Origin of the sequence: Butyrivibrio sp. MC2013 (genome assembly GCF_000424585.1) — a bacterium.
In the GTDB taxonomy this organism is placed as follows: Bacteria; Bacillota; Clostridia; order Lachnospirales; family Lachnospiraceae; genus Butyrivibrio.
This window is the reverse complement of the sequence record NZ_AUKE01000012.1, coordinates 1-17,542: the sequence shown is the minus strand read 5'-3', so window position 1 is coordinate 17,542 and position 17,542 is coordinate 1. Positions and strand designations below refer to the sequence as shown.

The 17,542-nt window shown below is 45.0% G+C and carries 11 protein-coding genes; 1 reads left to right on the top strand and 10 read right to left on the bottom strand.

Features of this window, described 5'->3' with window-relative positions; all coding sequences use genetic code 11:
* Positions 1-29 precede the first annotated feature (29 nt).
* The 5 genes from G636_RS0108370 to G636_RS20290 form a co-directional block, all read right to left on the bottom strand.
* A complete protein-coding gene (locus G636_RS0108370; RefSeq protein WP_242826941.1) occupies positions 30-620 on the bottom strand; it encodes a GNAT family N-acetyltransferase in 591 nt (196 codons plus the stop codon).
* Positions 620-1,504 (bottom strand): PHP domain-containing protein, encoded by an 885-nt coding sequence (locus G636_RS0108365; protein WP_155832356.1) that lies wholly within the window; start codon positions 1,502-1,504, stop codon positions 620-622. Before G636_RS0108365 ends, G636_RS0108370 begins: the two co-directional genes overlap by 1 nt.
* Entirely contained in the window at positions 1,501-2,121 is a 621-nt protein-coding gene (locus tag G636_RS0108360; protein WP_026507677.1) for a DUF6553 family protein, read from the bottom strand. Before G636_RS0108360 ends, G636_RS0108365 begins: the two co-directional genes overlap by 4 nt.
* Positions 2,121-2,948: an acyltransferase domain-containing protein gene (locus tag G636_RS0108355; protein WP_026507676.1), complete on the bottom strand. Its 828-nt coding sequence runs from the start codon at positions 2,946-2,948 to the stop codon at positions 2,121-2,123. Before G636_RS0108355 ends, G636_RS0108360 begins: the two co-directional genes overlap by 1 nt.
* Before the next feature lie 74 nt (positions 2,949-3,022).
* Positions 3,023-3,178 (bottom strand): hypothetical protein, encoded by a 156-nt coding sequence (locus tag G636_RS20290; RefSeq protein ID WP_155832355.1) that lies wholly within the window; start codon positions 3,176-3,178, stop codon positions 3,023-3,025.
* Positions 3,179-3,439: 261 nt separating this feature from the next.
* Here G636_RS20290 and G636_RS0108345 point away from each other — a divergent pair, with 261 nt between their 5' ends.
* Positions 3,440-7,873, top strand: coding sequence for a transglutaminase domain-containing protein (locus G636_RS0108345; protein WP_155832354.1), 4,434 nt, complete (start codon positions 3,440-3,442; stop codon positions 7,871-7,873).
* Here G636_RS0108345 and G636_RS0108340 read toward each other — a convergent pair.
* The 5 genes from G636_RS0108340 to G636_RS0108320 form a co-directional block, all read right to left on the bottom strand.
* Positions 7,866-9,617, bottom strand: coding sequence for a S8 family peptidase (locus tag G636_RS0108340; RefSeq protein ID WP_026507674.1), 1,752 nt, complete (start codon positions 9,615-9,617; stop codon positions 7,866-7,868). The two genes, G636_RS0108345 and G636_RS0108340, sit on opposite strands and share 8 nt — an antisense overlap.
* A gap of 20 nt (positions 9,618-9,637) precedes the next feature.
* On the bottom strand, positions 9,638-12,883 hold the full coding sequence (locus G636_RS0108335) for an AAA family ATPase (RefSeq protein WP_026507673.1): 3,246 nt from the start codon (positions 12,881-12,883) through the stop codon (positions 9,638-9,640).
* On the bottom strand, positions 12,880-14,031 hold the full coding sequence (locus G636_RS0108330) for an exonuclease SbcCD subunit D (protein WP_026507672.1): 1,152 nt from the start codon (positions 14,029-14,031) through the stop codon (positions 12,880-12,882). Before G636_RS0108330 ends, G636_RS0108335 begins: the two co-directional genes overlap by 4 nt.
* A gap of 74 nt (positions 14,032-14,105) precedes the next feature.
* Entirely contained in the window at positions 14,106-15,989 is a 1,884-nt protein-coding gene (locus tag G636_RS19520) for an ATP-binding response regulator (protein WP_051226755.1), read from the bottom strand.
* A 14-nt stretch (positions 15,990-16,003) separates the two neighbouring features.
* On the bottom strand, positions 16,004-17,542 hold a 1,539-nt coding region (locus G636_RS0108320), incomplete at its 5' end, for a clostripain-related cysteine peptidase (protein WP_026507671.1).

Below are 17,542 nucleotides of genomic sequence, written 5' to 3'. Positions count from 1 at the left end.
GTCTCCACCCATATTTTATTATCATTTATTCAATCAAGACCCCTTAATTGGGGCCAGGGAATAAAAGCTTCCGGTTTGTCCTTGTGCCTTGCTATTATCTTCTCCATCCATATCATGTCATACCAGCGGCCAAATTTATATCCGCACTTGTGAAAACGGCCTGCCAGCGAATATCCCATGTGTTCATGGAAGTCAGCGCTGTTCCTGGTAAGGTATTCATCCTCAACCTCAGGATATCCTATACATGCATTCATATTGGTGATATTCTGCAAGCGAGATATCCTCTCAAGCTCGCCGTACAGGAGCTTTCCCAGTCCCCCTCTTGTAAGATCATGCCTTAGATATATAGTGGTCTCCACAGCCCAGTCATATGCGCTGCGAGCCTTAAAGCAGCCTGTATATGCATATCCCAGGATCCTGCCATCTGATACTGCCTTGATATAAGGGTATTTATTGATAGTAGTCCTGATGCGTTCCCTGAATTCCTCCACTGAGGGTACCTCTGTCTCAAAGGTTATGACCGTTTCTTCCACATAGTATTTGTAAATATCAAGTATCTCAGCCGCGTCATCTAATGTAACGGGCTCTATCCTAACGCCTTCCATTAACTGTCCCTTCATTACTTCCTGATAGGTGATGACCAGGCCATGCGGCCCTCTTCGTCCCTAAGTTCTATCCTTACGTATGTATCAATACTGTTAAAATCGTACCAGGCTTCTCCGCCTCTTACATCCTGTACCCTCTGATCACTCCAAATATTATTGGATACAAAATATGCCTCCGCAGCATCGCTGCAGCACAAATGGATCCTATTGTCCGTCCTTGTGATGGATATGATCCTGGGGCCCTGGCTGGCATAGAAATGACCCTTTACTATTGCATCCAGGATAGCCTGCCTTGTAAGCTCAGCTGCTTTGACCATGGTAAAGCCTACAGTCTCCTCGCCTCTGTACTGATGGCTGTCATCTGCGGCCATAGCAGGGATATATATGCCTCTTGTTCCCCAGAGGTCAAAATACTGAGAAGAGTCTGCTCTTCTACCATTGCCTGATGGAGTATCAGATACAGAATTCCAGACTTCAGCTGCCACTATACCCTTTAGCTTGGTGATATCCCAGGGATCCATAAGTGACCATGCCGGATGGGCATATATTGCAATGCCTCCCGCCTGTCTTACCTTGTCTATGATATCCTCCACGGGATGCATGTGATAAAGGGCAAGGTCCACAGGTTCCGTCATACCCACGCCAACGATATGATGTATGGGCTTTGTCACCATGTCTCCTGTGTCATACTCGGCTCCCGCCAGCTCCAAAAAGCCGTCCTGGGCTTCTATATTGACACTGGCCTTCCAGTGATCTGTTATGGCAATAAAATCATAGCCGGCATCCTTATAGATCTGCCTGGCCACGTCCGGGCTCACCCTGCCATCACTTCTTGTGGTGTGCATATGCATATTGCCCTTATACCAGTTTCCTTCTTCAGGAAAAATACTAGTCGTCATACTGTAACCTTTCTGCATTCTCTGTAGGAATCCTCCAGGGACAATGCGCCTTCCGTTCTTGATACAAATTCATCATTTATAGCTTTTATAAGGAGCGATGCTTCCTCTTCTATATAGAGACGTCCTGCCAGTCCCATGGATATCTTCCAGAGATCTGCGCACATCTGCTCTTTTCTTGTGTCCTCTCCTGATACCACAAGGCCCATAAAGCGTCTATGATAGGACTCGCTATTTGCTGTTTCCATAAGAAGAGCTGCTGCATTCCTCAGCTCCAGGTACAATATCTCTTCTTTGGCTTTATCTCCCTTAAAGGGCAGATCCAGTGCCTTTAGATAATCCAGATAGTCTTTCTTGGCAGTCCCTATGGGAGGATTCTGATTATAAAGACCCAAAAGGCCCATAAAAGCACCAATGAAGAGGTCTGCCTCAGGGGAAAAAATTGTTTTATCCCTGTATCTGAGCTTTTTGTAATATTGCCGGTAATCATAAAGAATGGGATCGTCCTCATTTCTGTGCTCTTCCAGAAAGCTCAGACGCTTCTTTCTGTCTGTAATGGAATAATACTCATTAAAAACTTCATCCATGATATCTATCTCACTTTCAAAAAACCTGATCATCACTTTGTCCTGCGGTCTCTTAGCACGCCATATGCCGCGCCAGGAGTCCTGCCGCCCAGCAGCATCTGCTTCACGCTTCGCTGCAGAGAGGTATCCTCTGGCAAAAGCTCATAAGCTGTGCCAGCCGGGACTCTAAAGAGCCATTCAAGGCAGTCCAGGTTACTCTCATCAAAATCAAGGATCTCAAAATAGCTTTGAAATCTGAGTATCCCTGAATCCTCACCCAAAAGCTCCTTTAAAGCCGGAGACAAAAGCCAGGAGTCACATATATACCTTTCTATCCTGTATGAAGGGAAATAGCTCTTAAAGAAGAATTCTGCAAGCTTAAAAGACATATCCAGCTTCTCATCGTTAAGATCCGCATCCGACGGGATATGTATGCTGATAACGTCAGAGCCTCTGTCAGAGCAGATCTCGTATTCCAATTCTCCCAACCTGAAAAGATTCATGGATACCTGCCTGTAGGTCCAAAAAGCCCTGTCAAAATACATGCTTTTATTCCTTACAAGACATTCTTTGGCAAATCTTGTAAAGCATTTCATGGTATCTATGAAGATTTTGTCCGGAATCCCAGATATGACATATCTGTCATGGCTTTTGACCGCCATAAGTAAATGGCAATAGAGGATCTTAAAAGAACCTGGATCTTCCCTTAAGACCTTGATCAGTTCATTATTGCCCTCTTCCATGGTATTTCTGTCAGAAAGCTTATTAAGATAGGGTTCTATCTCGCTATAGTGATTTCTGACATACTCTCCCGCAGCTGTCAGAGGCTCCCTCATCTGATAAGGAAGCTCTATAAGCCCAACCAGTTCGCTTACTTCCATTGTCTCCCCCAAAATCTCATCAAGAAACACGCATTAAATGCGTGTTTTTGATAGTTACTCACAAGAATATATACTTACTTCTCCCGAAGCTGCTTGATCCTGGTAGCTGCATCTTGAAGACTCACTCTGATCTCCACCCAGTCAGAAGCATGTATCGGGTCACTAATGGCCTGTCTTACAGCATGGCCGATCATCTCATCTAGTTTAACAAGCATATCCTCACTGGTCATATCCACATCCCCTTTATACAAAAATCTCTCGTTACTGCTAACTTGATCCTTACATCTAATTATTTCGGACGAAGGTGGTCTATTGATAAGCACTTTTCGCCGATAAAATAATCGGATCCTCTAGGAAACGTATCCGGGCGCAGTATGAGGCGGGGAGGGATGATCATGAAATTTCGGCCTTTATCTATTATATTATCTTGCATCCTATTTGCACAATTATCAATCCCTTCAGCTGCTTTTTCTGCAGAGGAAATATATTCCGTGGAGGAAATATATCCTGCAGAAGAGCTCAGCGTCTCCTGCAACGATCTGCCCTGCCAAGACGACGAAATACGCGTTCTTGACAGCTTTATAGTCAATGAAGGCAGTGATATAGAAGTAAATATCCTGCATCTGGATATCCCTGAAGAAACAAATGAAGCTCCTGACATTGATCTATTTAAGGCAAGCTCTGTATCTGAATGGGAAAGCTTTAACTGCGATTATTTCAGAAACTACACCTTGACCCCTGATGAGCAGCAGCTCTATGACAATTTCTACAGCTATTTTTCTGCTCTGATGTATTCTGACGAGGATCTTGGCCAGTATTTCAAATCCTTTAGCCTTCCCTTTAAGTCAGAAGCCAATCCCATAGCCCACGGTCTAAAGATCGCATACATCTTCCGACTGGAGAATCCCCAGTTCTTCTTTATCAGCAATACCATGTTCTACAGCAATAACTCAGTAGGACTTTGCATCTACAGCGCCTTTCTTGACGGTAGTGCTAGAAGGGCTGCTATTGAAGAGGTCAGGTCCGCCATAGACTCCTGCTATGCATCTCTTCCCACTGGCCTTTCTACTAAGGAGATCGAAAAATATATCCACGATTATGTAGCTTTACAGGTTTCTTATGATAACTCCTACAATGCGTACAGCAATGAAAATAACTATTATTACCAGTCCTGCTACAGCGTACTGAGAAATACCTCCGGCAAAAAGTCTGTCTGTGCAGGCTATTCCCAGGCATTTGCCCTTCTGATGAACGGTCTTGGCATACAGACTCTCGCACAGACCAGCATGGATCACGAATGGAATAAGACCTGTATAGACGGTGTATGGTATATTGTAGACGTCACCTGGGATGATACAGCATCCCTCAGCTATAAGTATTTTAATAAGACTGACAGTGAAATTGATGCACTGGACTCCACATCACTGTCAGCAAGCTACAACATAAAGAACACAAACGGCCAGACAAAGAGCTATACACTTACTGCAAAGGGCCATCACGACGAGTGCTCTGATGTGATAATAAGCGGATACAACTCTTTTCCGGAGAAGCTCATAAGGATGTGGAGCAGCAATGTACCTGCAGCCAATAATGCCGTAGACCCCCGCATAGCAGAAGAAGCGATGCAGGGCATCAGTCTCCCCTCTTCCATATCCATCTCCTGCAGAGAGCTGGATCAAACAGGAGAAACTTCTCAGGGGGTAAAAGAGGGTGACGAGCTCCATCTGGGGCTGGTCACAGATCCTGCAGATTACAGTTTTGAATGGGACTACGGAGTGTCCTGGTATGTCAACTCACAGGAAGTATCATCAGGTACCGCTCTGTCATATACTCACAGGATATCTTCCCCTGATGCGATCACCATCACAGCCACACTGACTATAGCCAATCAGAAGCTGACAAGCTCCAGAACAATAGTCCCAGCTCCTATGCAGCTTACAAATGGCAATAGCCTGGGAGATAGTATCACCAGGAATCTTAGAAGCTCCCTGATCTGCAATCTCATAGGCAATGCTGACAGTACTATCACTGAAGACGAACTCCTTGGAGAAGTCTGCGGTCTGGAAAGATCAGGAGGCTCCTATATATACCAGGACCCTTATGGCAACAGATATTCTGTATCCTTGCTGAACAAGTCCATTAGCCCTTCTGATTCAGCACCTCAAAGAGAGATCTCCCTGGAGATAAAAGCAGCAGAGAAGAGCTCATCAGCATATGTCTACAAAGTCAGCTGCCCTGTCAGCTATATAAAAGGCCTGGAATTAAAAGCCACAGACAGCACATTTACGGGACTCCTGACAGAAGGCTCTGCAGTAAGCTACAGCCTGCAGCCTCTCTGCATGGGGGCTCCCATAACGAGATTATCCCAAATCCCATCCTACAGTGCTGATCGCGAGTTAAGAGCTTCTCTGACAATACCCGCAGATATTGAGACTTATTTTGACAGCGATAGCACTGTCCTTACACTGGACCAATTGTCTCTGAGAGCTGCCGCTTCCCTGCCTGCCAGCAGGCAGCTGCGCATCAAGGTCATATTGTCTGTTTACAAGGAGGATCGTATCCTCTCCTCTCCTGCCTCGGCAAGTCTGACCCTGACAACTCTTAGCCACAGCTCCGATTCTCTGATCAGCTCTATTAATTATGAGCTTGGAAAGAGCAGCATAACTCATATAGACAGCCTTCAAAGAGCACTCCAGGCTGGGCAGAGCGCAGACGGAGAGCTTGTGATAGATTCCGCTGATGGGGGCTTTGATTCCAAAGCCTCCAATTACCTGTACCTGGATCTTACTGCAGAGGATCAAAACGGAAAATCAGCTCCCCTGTCAGCTGTAACTGCATCGTCTTCAGACAGCGCCATAGTCAAGATAAGCTCTCAGACACTATCCAGGGACAAGCTGTCCATGAGCGTGAAGCTAAGCCTTATAAAAGCAGGTACAGCAGTCATAACCCTGCGCTCATCTGACTCCCTGGGAACAAGCCGCAGGATCCGTCTCACCATAAAGGACGATACTCCGTATGCAGACAGGAGCACCATCAGGATCAATCCATATCTGACAGATCCCGGACACTTTTTTATCAGTCAGGGAGATATGTCAGTTTCAGGGCTGGCATTTAATAACAGCGCTCTGTCAGGCCTTATGCTGACCAATAACAACGGCAGAGTAAATATAGCTTTTGAAAATGACGATGCCAGGTCCTCCATGATCAGAAAAGGCAAGAAGACCTATAAGAATGTCAAAATTCTTTGCAGCAGCAGCAAAGGCTTTTTTGCTTCCAAAGTCACAGTGGTAATAAATCCTGTCAAACCTGTTCTCTCTGTTAAGCAGACCGTTACCCCGGATTTCCTATACAGAAGCGATCATGATAAGGGCAAGGCTCAGCTTCGCGTATCAGGCAGCGGACTCTCCCACATAGAGAGCGCAGAGGCTATAAATGACAATTATCAGCTGGAAAACTCTGAGGAAGCAGCTGCAAGCGGCCTTATCACTCTTGCCAGGACAGAAGATGCCCGTTATAAGGCAAAAAGCCCCATGACCATAGCCTTTACAATGGATGATAGCTACTGTGATCCCGATTCCTACACGGGAAAGCTTGTGATACGCAAAAAATTGTCCCTGAAAGCCCAAAAGTCCTCCCTTAACTTAAAGAGCGTTTCTACGAAGCAGATAAAGGGAAGAATAGATGACAAAGAACAAAAGTATGCTCTAAGAAACAAAAAAGGAGTGATAAGTTCAGAATATGACGGTTTAAATTATCATATTGAATACAAGAGATCAGGCAAAAAGCTGATATTCACAAACTTATCCGACGAGACTGCTGATATCGAAGAAAGGACTGTCGAAGGAAGCTTTATAAATATACCTGTAAAGGGACGTGCTATAAAGGGCACAATAGTCTTTAGCGGCGGCTGCCTGTCCACTCCTCAAAAGCTTCCCATCACTATCAGCACCGCATCCCGCGTACGTACAAACGTCAAGGCCTCCAGGGCAAGCATAACACTCAATAACGGCGTAAGCGGAGGAGACTATGACATCATAGAGCTCAGAAGCCAGGGAGAAGCTCTGAAATATGTATATCAGAATTCCGGATACTTTAATGTGGAGTTTAACAGCGCGCAGCAGAAGCTAAAGGTCAGCTTAAAGGATCAGTCCGTTCCTGCGGGCAAATATAAGCTTACTCTAAGCCCTTCATCATCAGATATCCTAAGGGGATACAATCCTCTAAAGCTGACTGTCATAGTTGTGGACGGCAACCAAAAGCCCATAAGCCTCACAGGAAAGATAAAAGGCTCCATCAATGCCATTGACCGCTCAGCAGGCCCCGCACTCACCCTGACTGTAAATAACAGTTCAAACAGCGACCTTATCATGTCAAAGATAGTATCAATGACCCCTGTCAGTGCAAATATCGCCGGTCACAGCAAAGACTACAGACTCCTGAGAGCCATACAAAACTCTTCAGGCAAATGGAGTATCAGTGCCAAGGAAGATGCACCTTTAAATTCGGGATATCTATACTGCAATTTGTTTGTCACCTATGAAAACGGGACCAGCGCCAGGCTAAATAAGGATCTTAAGATAGAAGTTAAAAACAATCCCGGCAAGATAAGCAAGGTATCTGAAAACAGTCAGAGTATAGACCGTACATCAAGCAAGGATTCTGCAATATTCCGTATAAGCAGCGCTTACGGTAAGATAGAAAACGTGATAGTGGACACCTCTAAGAAAAGTCCCTTTAGCGCAAACTATGAAGAAGACGGGCTTGTCACAATCAGACTATCTGATGACCAGTCCTCTTTAGCTAATGCTTCTACCCTCATTAGCGTCAAAGCTGGCAAATACAAGGTCCCGCTTCTTGTCACCTTTAGATCTCAGGCCGAAAATGCGACAGATCTAAAGATCAGCGTTGATATCACCCTCAGGTAACATTCTCTTCATCATCTTTTTGCTTCTTCCCTGCAAGAATTATAAAGAAGATGATAAATAGCAGTAAAAGAACAATAAGAATGACTATCAAAGCCGGAGAGACCGCTGGTTTTTCCGGCTTTATCTCTCCCTTCTCAACGCTTTGGTTTTTTCCGGAATTGTCCTCCTCATCTATACCGGCGTCTGCTTTATTATCTGACACGGAATTGTCTGATACAGAGTTATCAGATACTGTATTATCCGAAACTGACACACTATTTCTTTCTCCTGATATCAGCAAAGACTCCTTCCCAGACGCTCCGCTAGCCACGGCTTTTGAAGGCACGTATTGTATTTTCCCTGGTGCAGCTGTGTCTGCTCCCTGAGTCTTAAATATGTCATCATATAAAGGACCTGAGAGGCCTTCAGCGGCGGATTTAGCCGAGCTCTCCGCATTTGTTGCACCCGCAGCCAACCCACTGCTTCCTCCATTTTCGGAAGGCCCCATTCCTTCTTCTGCAGACGTATCCTGACCGCTACTAGCCCCGCTCCCTCCATTTTTACCAGAGGAACCGCCCTGGGAAGGGTGTGCCTTCTTATATGCTTTCAAAAGCGCAAGGGCATCTATCATGCCATAGCCGTATCTGTCATCTTTATCATCCTGACCATTTAGCTTTTGAGAGGATTGCCTGAGGTAATCTCTGACTTCTGAGGGAGTCACAGACCTCTTAGCCGCCCTGGCCAGAGCAATAAGATTGGCTATAGCTCCTGTCACTACCGGCGTTGCTGCACTGGTACCGGTAAATAGCCTGTAATCATTATTGATTGTAGTAGTATTAAGCCCGGTACCCGGAGCTATTACATCAACTTCAGGTCCATAAGCAGAAAATTCCGCTATATCCTCAATCATTGTGTCATAGGCAGCAACAGCGATCACATCAGGATGGATCGCCGGATACATGACCTGGCCTCTGTTATTGCCTGCTGAACACACTATGATAATACCTTTAGCGGCAGCATTTGCTATAGCCGCGTCAAGACTTACAAAGCCGTCGTGATATACTCCCTCCGGATCACCAATATTGTCATAATATATTGATGAATCCATGCCAATACTGAGATTGATAATATCCACATTATGTGAAACAGCATATTCTATAGCATCCAATAATTCCTGTATACCTGTACTTGGCATAGCTCCCGGAGATTTCTGATCCAGAGCTTTGATGGAAATAACAGAAGCTTCCGGAGCGATACCGGTTACTCCCTTGCCATTGTCTCTGGCGGCAATAATGCCTGCTACCTGGGTACCGTGACCATGGTGATCCTCAGGCCCCTCATTTCCCGACATAAAACCACCTGTTCCATATGCTTCATCCGGTATGACCGTAGCCGCAGTCACCGGCCTTAGATCTTCATGATCACTGTCAATACCGCTATCTATCACTGCTACCCTGACTCCCTTTCCCTTAGATATTTTGCGGGCCTTAGAAGCATTTATCAGCTCCTGATAATCATAAGATGCAGCCTCGTAATAATTGCCATTATAAAATTCCGGAACATCATCGCAGGTCTTGAAGAGTTCCAGATCATCAACAATCTGCCCTGTTCGCTCTCCTCCTGCCAGATTGTTATCAGATACTGACAAGCTGGCCTTATTAAAGCTTTGCAGACCATACGTATCAAGACTATTTGAGGATACGCTCACTATGGCCAGCACAGTCGCCAGCATTATAGATATGCTCCTGCCTGCTCTTCCTATCATCAGTCCTCTTTTCTCCCCTGTCAGCTAATCTGCCATTTAATATGACTACCGTTTTCGTCCTTTGTCACAATAAGCTGATCTTCTATCTCTCGGCTCAGCTCAGATACATGGGAAATAATACCTATAAGCTTGGAACTTCCGGCCATATTGGTCAGAACTTTGACAGCCTGATTCCTTGAATGCTCATCAAGTGATCCAAAGCCTTCGTCTATAAACATCACATCCATATTGATAGCAGCACTATTCTCCTGAATAGTATCCGCCATACCAAGAGCCAGAGACAAAGCTGCCATAAAGGATTCGCCACCTGACAAGGTCCCTATTTCCCTCTCCTTGCCTGTAATATCGGAATAGACCATAAGATCCAGGCCTCTGTTCCTGCCTGTTCCTGCCTGTTCAAGACTGCAGATACGCAGCTCATACTGCCCCGCTGACATGGTCTGAAACCTGTCATTGGCAGCATCAAGGATCCTCTCTAGATAATATCTTTGTACATAGGTCTCAATATCCATCCTGGCACCTGTGACTTTGCCTGCCAGGATACTATAAAGTCCCCCAAGCTTGCTGTATCTGCGGCTTATATCGCCTCGGGTCTCCAGCATAGGTTTGAGATTAGCAAGAACTTTTTCGTTGGTACCATATACTGACTCTGCCCTTTGCTGCCAGTCTTTGGCCTTGTCATATGCCTCTGAAGCTTTTTGGACATTATCTCCCAGCGCCCCCATGTCCGGGCGATCCTTGCCCTCCACGTTTTTTAAAGCCTCTTCCTTAAGGCTCCTTGCGCTTTCTTTCTTTTTTGCATGTTCATTTACTTTACTCCTGAGTTCTTCTGCTTCAGCTCTTTTATGACCTGATATGATTTCCTTCCACTCAGGCTCTGTCATCTTATTATTATCCAAAACTTTTTGATATTCTTCTTTTCTACTATCCCTCTCTTCCTGTAGCTTTGGAATGTCACCCTCCAGTTTTCTGATCAGCGCATCATTGCTCTTTTGCTTTCCCTCAGCTTCCCTTAGCGCGCTAAGAGCCTCCTTGTACGATGCATCTGCTTTATCCAGGCACTGCCTGCTCTTCTCCTGCTCTTTTCTTGCATCTTCTCTATCTTTATATTCCAGAGAGGATTTAAGTGTTTCCATGGCTGATATCTTCTCAGCCAGCTCTTTTTCTGCTCTTTGTTCGGAGACAAGCGCATCTTTTACTGCAGTCTGGAGCTTCTCTTCTTCTTGATCTGCTTTTGCAAGGAGTTCTTCAAGCTTTGCTTTTCTTTCAAGCTTTCTTTCAAGCTCCCTTACGAGTTTTTCCTCTTTTTGATAGTGGTCACTCAGCATTAAGCTCAGATCATTTTCGGCTTCCTTTATATCCCCCAAGGGACCAGCTTTCATTTCAAGTCCCGCTCTTTTTACTGACGTTTCCAGCCTTGACAAGGTCGAGCCAGCCTGTGCTTCTTTTTCCTTATGCACCGCAATGAGAGCATTGACAGCTGCAGCATCCTCTTCCATGCTTTTTCTGAGCCTGTCGGCGCTGCTCCTCATCTCTTCAATTTCCTGCCTGGTCATCTCCTTAATATCATCAGGAAGTATGCATGGCTTGGGATGGTCAAGGGAACCACATACCGGGCAAGGCTCATTGGCCTTTAGCTTATATTTAGCCAGCATTCCCGCCTGGGCATCATAAAAGACTGATTCCTTGGCACTTAGCTCTTCCCTGTATTCTTCATAGGCCTTTTTGGACAGCTCATATTTCTTTCTCCCTTTATCCAGCTCGCTAGCCGTCTGTGACAATTCATCGCCGGCGCAAACATACTCCTTAAGGTTCTCCATGGCCATTTCCAGGTCCTGCAGAGTTTTTTTGTGCTGCTCAATCAGTCCGGCAGGATTACCTATTTCTTCAGCCTCTTCTTTCCAGAGCTTTTTGTTTTCCTTATATGCGTTTTCATCATCGGCTGCCTTCTTATGCTTTGCCGCCATTTCCTTAAAAACTTTTTCGCAAAGCTCTATCTCAGTACCAAGCTTATCTATCCCGTCAAAGGTATCCAGCGCCCTTTGGGTCTTCTCTTTTGTCCTGTTAAAGGCAGCTGCTGTATCGCTCCTTTTCCTGTCTGCCGCTGAATACAGATCCTTTTTTTCCTCTGTCTCTGAGGCTGCCACAGGTGCAAGCTTGCGGCATTCATTTAACTCCTTTCCTTCTTTATCAAGCTCCTTTTGTTTGTCGCTAAATCTGTCATAGGATTCCTTAATCATCCATGACAACTCTATGTTTCTGCCAAGTTTTTCTAATGCCTTTATATCCTTCTCTTCTTCCTCGCACAGAGCCAGATCCTTTTGGGCCCTGTCCAGCTGTTGCCAAAAGCCCTGAAGGCTTTCTGCCGCGGCATGATCTTCTCTTGCTTTGTCTCTCCCTTTAAGAGCAAGAGCAAGTTCTTTATCTTTGGCTTTTTTCACTGCTTTCAGCTGAGGGCAGACAATGCCCATAAGCTCATATAGCTCTTCCGTCTCAGCTCCCTTATAACTATCTGAGGAGATAATAGACTTTTTAAGAAGACGAATTTTATCAAATTGAGCTTTTATCACCTCGTCATCATATAACTCGTCCATATCCTCCATAGATGGGATCTCAACGTGGGAGATCTCTGTGGAAGCCCTTGTGCCGTATTTTGCCAGCTCCTTTTCCATCTCTTTTTTTCTGCGATAGAGCTCGTCTACTATATCCTGGTAGAGCCCTGTGGCAAAAAGCTTCCTAAATACCTGCTTTTTGTCGTCGGATCTTGACCTTAGGAGGTTCATGAACTCGCCCTGAGCGATCATTCCTACCTGCATAAACTGGCTCTTTGTAAGACCTATTATCTCTATCAGCTTCTTGTCTGTCTCCTTTTGCGGATAGATTGTTCCATCAGGCATGGTAAGAGTCACTTCTTCCGACACATTTGTAGTACCGTTTTTTCTCTTATAGCTCCTAATGTGCTGGGGACTCCTTTTGACCATGTAGATCCTGTCCTCATCCCCTTCCCTCTCGCTAAAGAGAAGCTCTACATATGGCTCTTCATCAATCGCAGCATAATCACTCTGCAGCTCTCGGCCATCCTTTTTATTTAGCTCAGAACTGGCTTCACCGTACAATGCAAAGACCATGGCATCAAAAATAGTAGTCTTACCGGCTCCTGTATCACCTGATATCAAAAAAATATTCTGCTGAGGTTTTGAAAAATCTATCACAGTCTTTTGACCATAAGAGCCAAAAGACTTCATCTCCAGACTGATAGGCTTCATCTATTCTCCTCCGTGACAGTGTTGATCACATCCTTTAATAGCTCCATATCCTCCTCATCAGCTTCCCCTATAAAATCCATGCATAGCTCAAAAGGATTACGTACCTTTTCTGCTCCCTGAAACTTTTTATAACTTGCCTTTTTTAAATGTTGCCTGCGTATCTCGAGGAGATTGGGGAAGGCATGTCTCATTCTATCCTGCATATCTATAACATCAAGATCTGTAGTGTCTGTTATGACAGCAAATATATAGTCATCTGAGCTCATATTCAGCAGCTCTTTGTAGCTGCCTGTTATTACCCTTACCTCATGAAGAGGAACTATTGGTAGCTGGTTTACAGACAGCTCACCCTTTGGACCAAGATCAACCAATAGCGCGCCCTTTATCTGCCCTGCTTCGTCCGCTGAATAAGCCATAGGTGTGCCGGAATACCTGAATCTATCCTCTCCTACCGTCATTGGTTTATGTATATGACCAAGTGCAGCATAATCAAAAGCCATGAGCATATCTGCTCCCACAGCATCGATATTGCCCACAGTTACTATCTCTGACTCCATTCGCTCTATATCGTCTGCGTTTTTTCCTGCAGGAAGATAGAACTGGTGGCTGACAAGAACATTTCTCTTTGACATATCAATAACCTCCCTTTCCAGGAGCCTTTTTAGAGACTCCCGGTAGGAGAGGTTATTACCGTTTTCGTCAGTTCCAACTATAGCCTTGATCATGGACGGCTTTATAAAGGGAAGAAGATAAAAATCAACCTCCCCATACTCATCCGTTAAGGTAACGCGTTCAATATGATCCTCCTTTGATGCTGGAGGCATGCCTATCATATAAAAATTGTGTTTCTTGAGGATATTCCTATACAGATCCAGTCTTGGAGCACTGTCATGATTGCCGCTGATAGCCAAAACCGGCGCATCACAAAGAGCTTTTGAAAGCTTGTTTATAAAGCCGTCAAAAAGAGTCACGGCTTCAGCAGAAGGTATCGCCTTATCATATATATCTCCCGCTATGACCACTGCATCTACTTTATTGGCCCCTGCCAGCTCAACGATCCTGTCAAGGATATACTCCTGATCTTTTATCAGGTCTCTGTTTATAAGCTTTAGGCCCAGATGAAGGTCAGAAATGTGTATAAACCTCATTAGTCTCCCCCCGCTTTATCAGTTTTCTTTCGCTGGCTGCAAGCAGCTGACACAGATCCAATTACAACTATCTCTTACAACAGCTCTATGAGATCTGCCGGTAACCACTTGATGATCATCTGCTCCAGCTTTTCTCCAATGACAGGTTTTCCCAGATAATCATCAAAGCCCATTGCCAGATATTCCTCTTTCATCCCCCTCATTGCGTTTGCGGTGAGCATAATGACAGGAGTATTCTTGTTAAAGCTGCTGTTTGATTCTTTAAAAAGCTTATAGGTTTCTATGCCGTCCATATCTGGCATCAGATGATCCATGAAGATCAGGTCATATTCTTCCTCTTCAAGAAGGCTAAGGGCTTTAGGACCGCTCTCTGCTGTTGTCACCTGCACCTGAGTAGGCTCAAGGAGCTTTTTGATGAGCTTTAAGTTCAGCTTTGTGTCATCTACTATGAGTATCTTTGCTTTCGGCGCATTGAAGAGATGGTATTTCATGGGCGCTATATTCTTGTGCTCTCCACCTATCTTAAAGGTTCCAAGGGGTGTTGGATCCACCACCTCCTGAGGGATAGTCGCTATAAAGATAGAGCCCTTTCCAAATGTGGACATTACCTCTATATCACCATTCATAGCCTGACAAAGGCCCTTACTAAGAGGCATGCCAAGTCCGGTTCCCTCTATGGATCTGTTCCTTGGAAGATCAGCTCTTCCAAATTTCTCAAATACCTTTGGCAGATCTTCTTCTCTTATGCCTATGCCGGTATCACTGACCTTGATTATGAAGTTGACTCTGCCTTCTCCTATTTCCCTTCCCCTGACCTCCATTATGATGCTTCCCTTGTCTGTATATTTTACAGCGTTGGTCAGCATGTTGATCATGACTTGGCGGATCCTGATCATGTCACCCTTTAAGAGCGAGGGTATGGTCTCTTCGCAGATGATGGTAAACTCCAGCCCTTTGGAAGCTGCTCTGTCACTGATCATGTTATAACAATCGTTGATTAGGGATGCAGGCTCATACTCTGCATTTACTATTTCCTGAGTACCGGACTCCACTTTGGACAGATCAAGCAGATCATTGACCAGCGACAGGAGTGTATTTCCGGCTTCAACTGCATTCTCAGCACATTCCCTGACTTCGTCATTGTCTGATTTTCTCAGTATCAGCTCATTCATTCCCAGCATTGTGTTGATGGGAGTTCTGACTTCATGAGTTATGGATATCAAAAAGTTATCTTTGATCCTGGTAGCCCTCTCCAGGTCATCCATAGTCTTCATCAGGCTTCTGTAGTCCGGTGTTTCCAGGGAAAAGAGGATTCCCAGCGCACCAAGAGCTATGAGGAAGCCATCCGGCATGTATTCAGGAAGAATGGTCACTCTTAAAGCTATACCCACCACCAGGAGAGTATATAGTATCAGTATAGTCCGTATCTCCCATTTTCTAAGCACAGACCTGGCTCTTATGAGCAGGCTTATGGATATAAAGACCATTATCAGCGGAAGGATGAACATAAGGCCAAAGAAAGGTCCATGACTATATCCCAGTTCCCTGTCAAAGCGATTAAAGAATCCCATAAAGAGATTGATGATCATCAAAATGACAGCTCCCACAAATATCAGACCGGGAAGCAGCGTCTCTGAGTGGTAATCGTCCCCTCCCCCTCTTCTCTTTTTTAGTATGGCTATATAACAGCACATATAGTAACCGGCCAGCATCTGAAGGTCATAATATGACATATAAATGACAGATGCCAAAAGAGGATTCATGACCCTGGCCGAGCCAATCGCTACACAGGTGGCTATATCTGCAGCAACTGTCAGCGCAGCCGCTACCAGAAACCTCCTGAACTGGATAAGATCATCCGTTACGGAATAATTGGTCCTGACAACTATGTACAGGATCACCAGGATCATCAGCCCTGCTACATCCAGGTCTATATTGTAAGCTAAATGCAATCCCATCTTCCCCTCTGCTATTACCTGGCCAGTTCCCTAAGAGGAGTCCAGTAATTGGATCCATAATAGTCTGTAAGCCTGTAGTTGTAATATACTTTATCGTTATCCATGGTAAGCGTCATAAGCTCCATGCCCTCGCCTGATACTTCAATGGGCTCTCCAAGATAATAGCTGTCATCAAAGCTTCCATCAGGCTTATAGTAGTCGCACAGAAGCCTAAGTGTATCACCATCTTTTGGCTCTATAAGACCCTTTGCCTGTGTCACTTCACCTGTTTCTTCATTTTTGTAAACCTTCTGAGCACCAAGTATGGTACCATCAGGATCTTTTTCAGAGAACTCAATAAGGAGATTGACTCTTTCACCATTTAGCTCTGCCGGTATATAGCCATTTGTGACATAATAACCGCTTTCCTCATCATAATCATCAGATGAGAGATAGTAGGCTGCCATGTTGCCGTTTACTGCAAGCCAGTCCCCATCATAGTCCACGATCAGATCACCATCGTCATCATAGCTTGCTATATTATCCAGTCCCATATCTATATAGCCGTGGCCATCATCCACAAATACGTTGATCGCCACGGTATCAATCTCCTGCCATTTATCTTCGGCCAGTTTCAATATTTCCCTGCCGCCCTCATTAGTCAGCTGAAGATCTTCTTCTGTGATCGGAGCTCTTGCACCCAAAAGTGATGCAAGAGAATCTGCCTGAGCAGTAGCTCCTGCCTGACTTCCTCCCAGAATAGAAGCAAAGCTTGTGAGAGCTGAGCCGTATCCGGCGCTTCCTCCTGAGCTGCTGGTTATGCCCGATGATCCGCCTGACATAAGAGCCTGCAAGAGGATGCTCTCGATACTGCCTCCTTGAGCAGATCCTGTTGAAGAGCTGCCTCCCATGAGGACATCAAAGAGTCCTGTTGAACCTGAAGTTTGAGAAGTCACTATCTGACCTGCCGATTCCAGCTGAGCAAATGACTTTATTGACTCAGCATAAGAATCATCCACCTCCAGATTGTCATATATCTTGACCATATTGTTTACAGATTTCAGCGAGCTGTAAGGGAAATAAACGCTCATCCCGTATGCATTGGTCACATTATAGGTTTTGTTGTATTTGACACAGCCTGATACGGCTTTTGCAAGATCCAAAGCCTCGTTTGTTCCCAGATTATTACAGAAATTAACAAGATCTATCTGGTCTATATGTGAAGATGATGCAAATTCTCTCGTATCAGATCTGGCCTGTGCTACCTGCTGATAGTTATCACTTTTTATCTGTGAACTAAGATTCTGGCCAAAGGCTCCAAGTACAGAGGGTATCACGCCCTTAAACTCTGCAAGGTCGATAATAGACAAGGTAGTCTTTGCCCTTGATGATGCTGAAGCAGACGCAGCTGTAAAATCATCCACCAGTATCTTTGCCAGATCTATTGTCTCAATGGAGCTGTTCTTTGAAAGCGCATTAAGCCATGATGTATAATACCAGCCGGTTCCAGGCTCTGTTTCTTCGGAAGCTATCATGTAATCAGCATAAGGCTCCACTGCCATAGCAGTTTCCAT

What these genes read in the sequence shown, in the direction of transcription:
- G636_RS0108335 (WP_026507673.1), bottom strand. Translation starts at nt 12,883, where the DNA reads ATGAAGCCTATCAGTCTGGAGATGAAGTCTTTTGGCTCTTATGGTCAA.
- G636_RS0108330 (WP_026507672.1), bottom strand. Translation starts at nt 14,031, where the DNA reads ATGAGGTTTATACACATTTCTGACCTTCATCTGGGCCTAAAGCTTATA.
- G636_RS0108365 (WP_155832356.1), bottom strand. Translation starts at nt 1,504, where the DNA reads ATGACGACTAGTATTTTTCCTGAAGAAGGAAACTGGTATAAGGGCAAT.
- G636_RS0108340 (WP_026507674.1), bottom strand. Translation starts at nt 9,617, where the DNA reads ATGATAGGAAGAGCAGGCAGGAGCATATCTATAATGCTGGCGACTGTG.
- G636_RS19520 (WP_051226755.1), bottom strand. Translation starts at nt 15,989, where the DNA reads ATGGGATTGCATTTAGCTTACAATATAGACCTGGATGTAGCAGGGCTG.
- G636_RS0108355 (WP_026507676.1), bottom strand. Translation starts at nt 2,948, where the DNA reads ATGGAAGTAAGCGAACTGGTTGGGCTTATAGAGCTTCCTTATCAGATG.
- G636_RS0108370 (WP_242826941.1), bottom strand. Translation starts at nt 620, where the DNA reads ATGAAGGGACAGTTAATGGAAGGCGTTAGGATAGAGCCCGTTACATTA.
- G636_RS20290 (WP_155832355.1), bottom strand. Translation starts at nt 3,178, where the DNA reads ATGACCAGTGAGGATATGCTTGTTAAACTAGATGAGATGATCGGCCAT.
- G636_RS0108360 (WP_026507677.1), bottom strand. Translation starts at nt 2,121, where the DNA reads ATGATCAGGTTTTTTGAAAGTGAGATAGATATCATGGATGAAGTTTTT.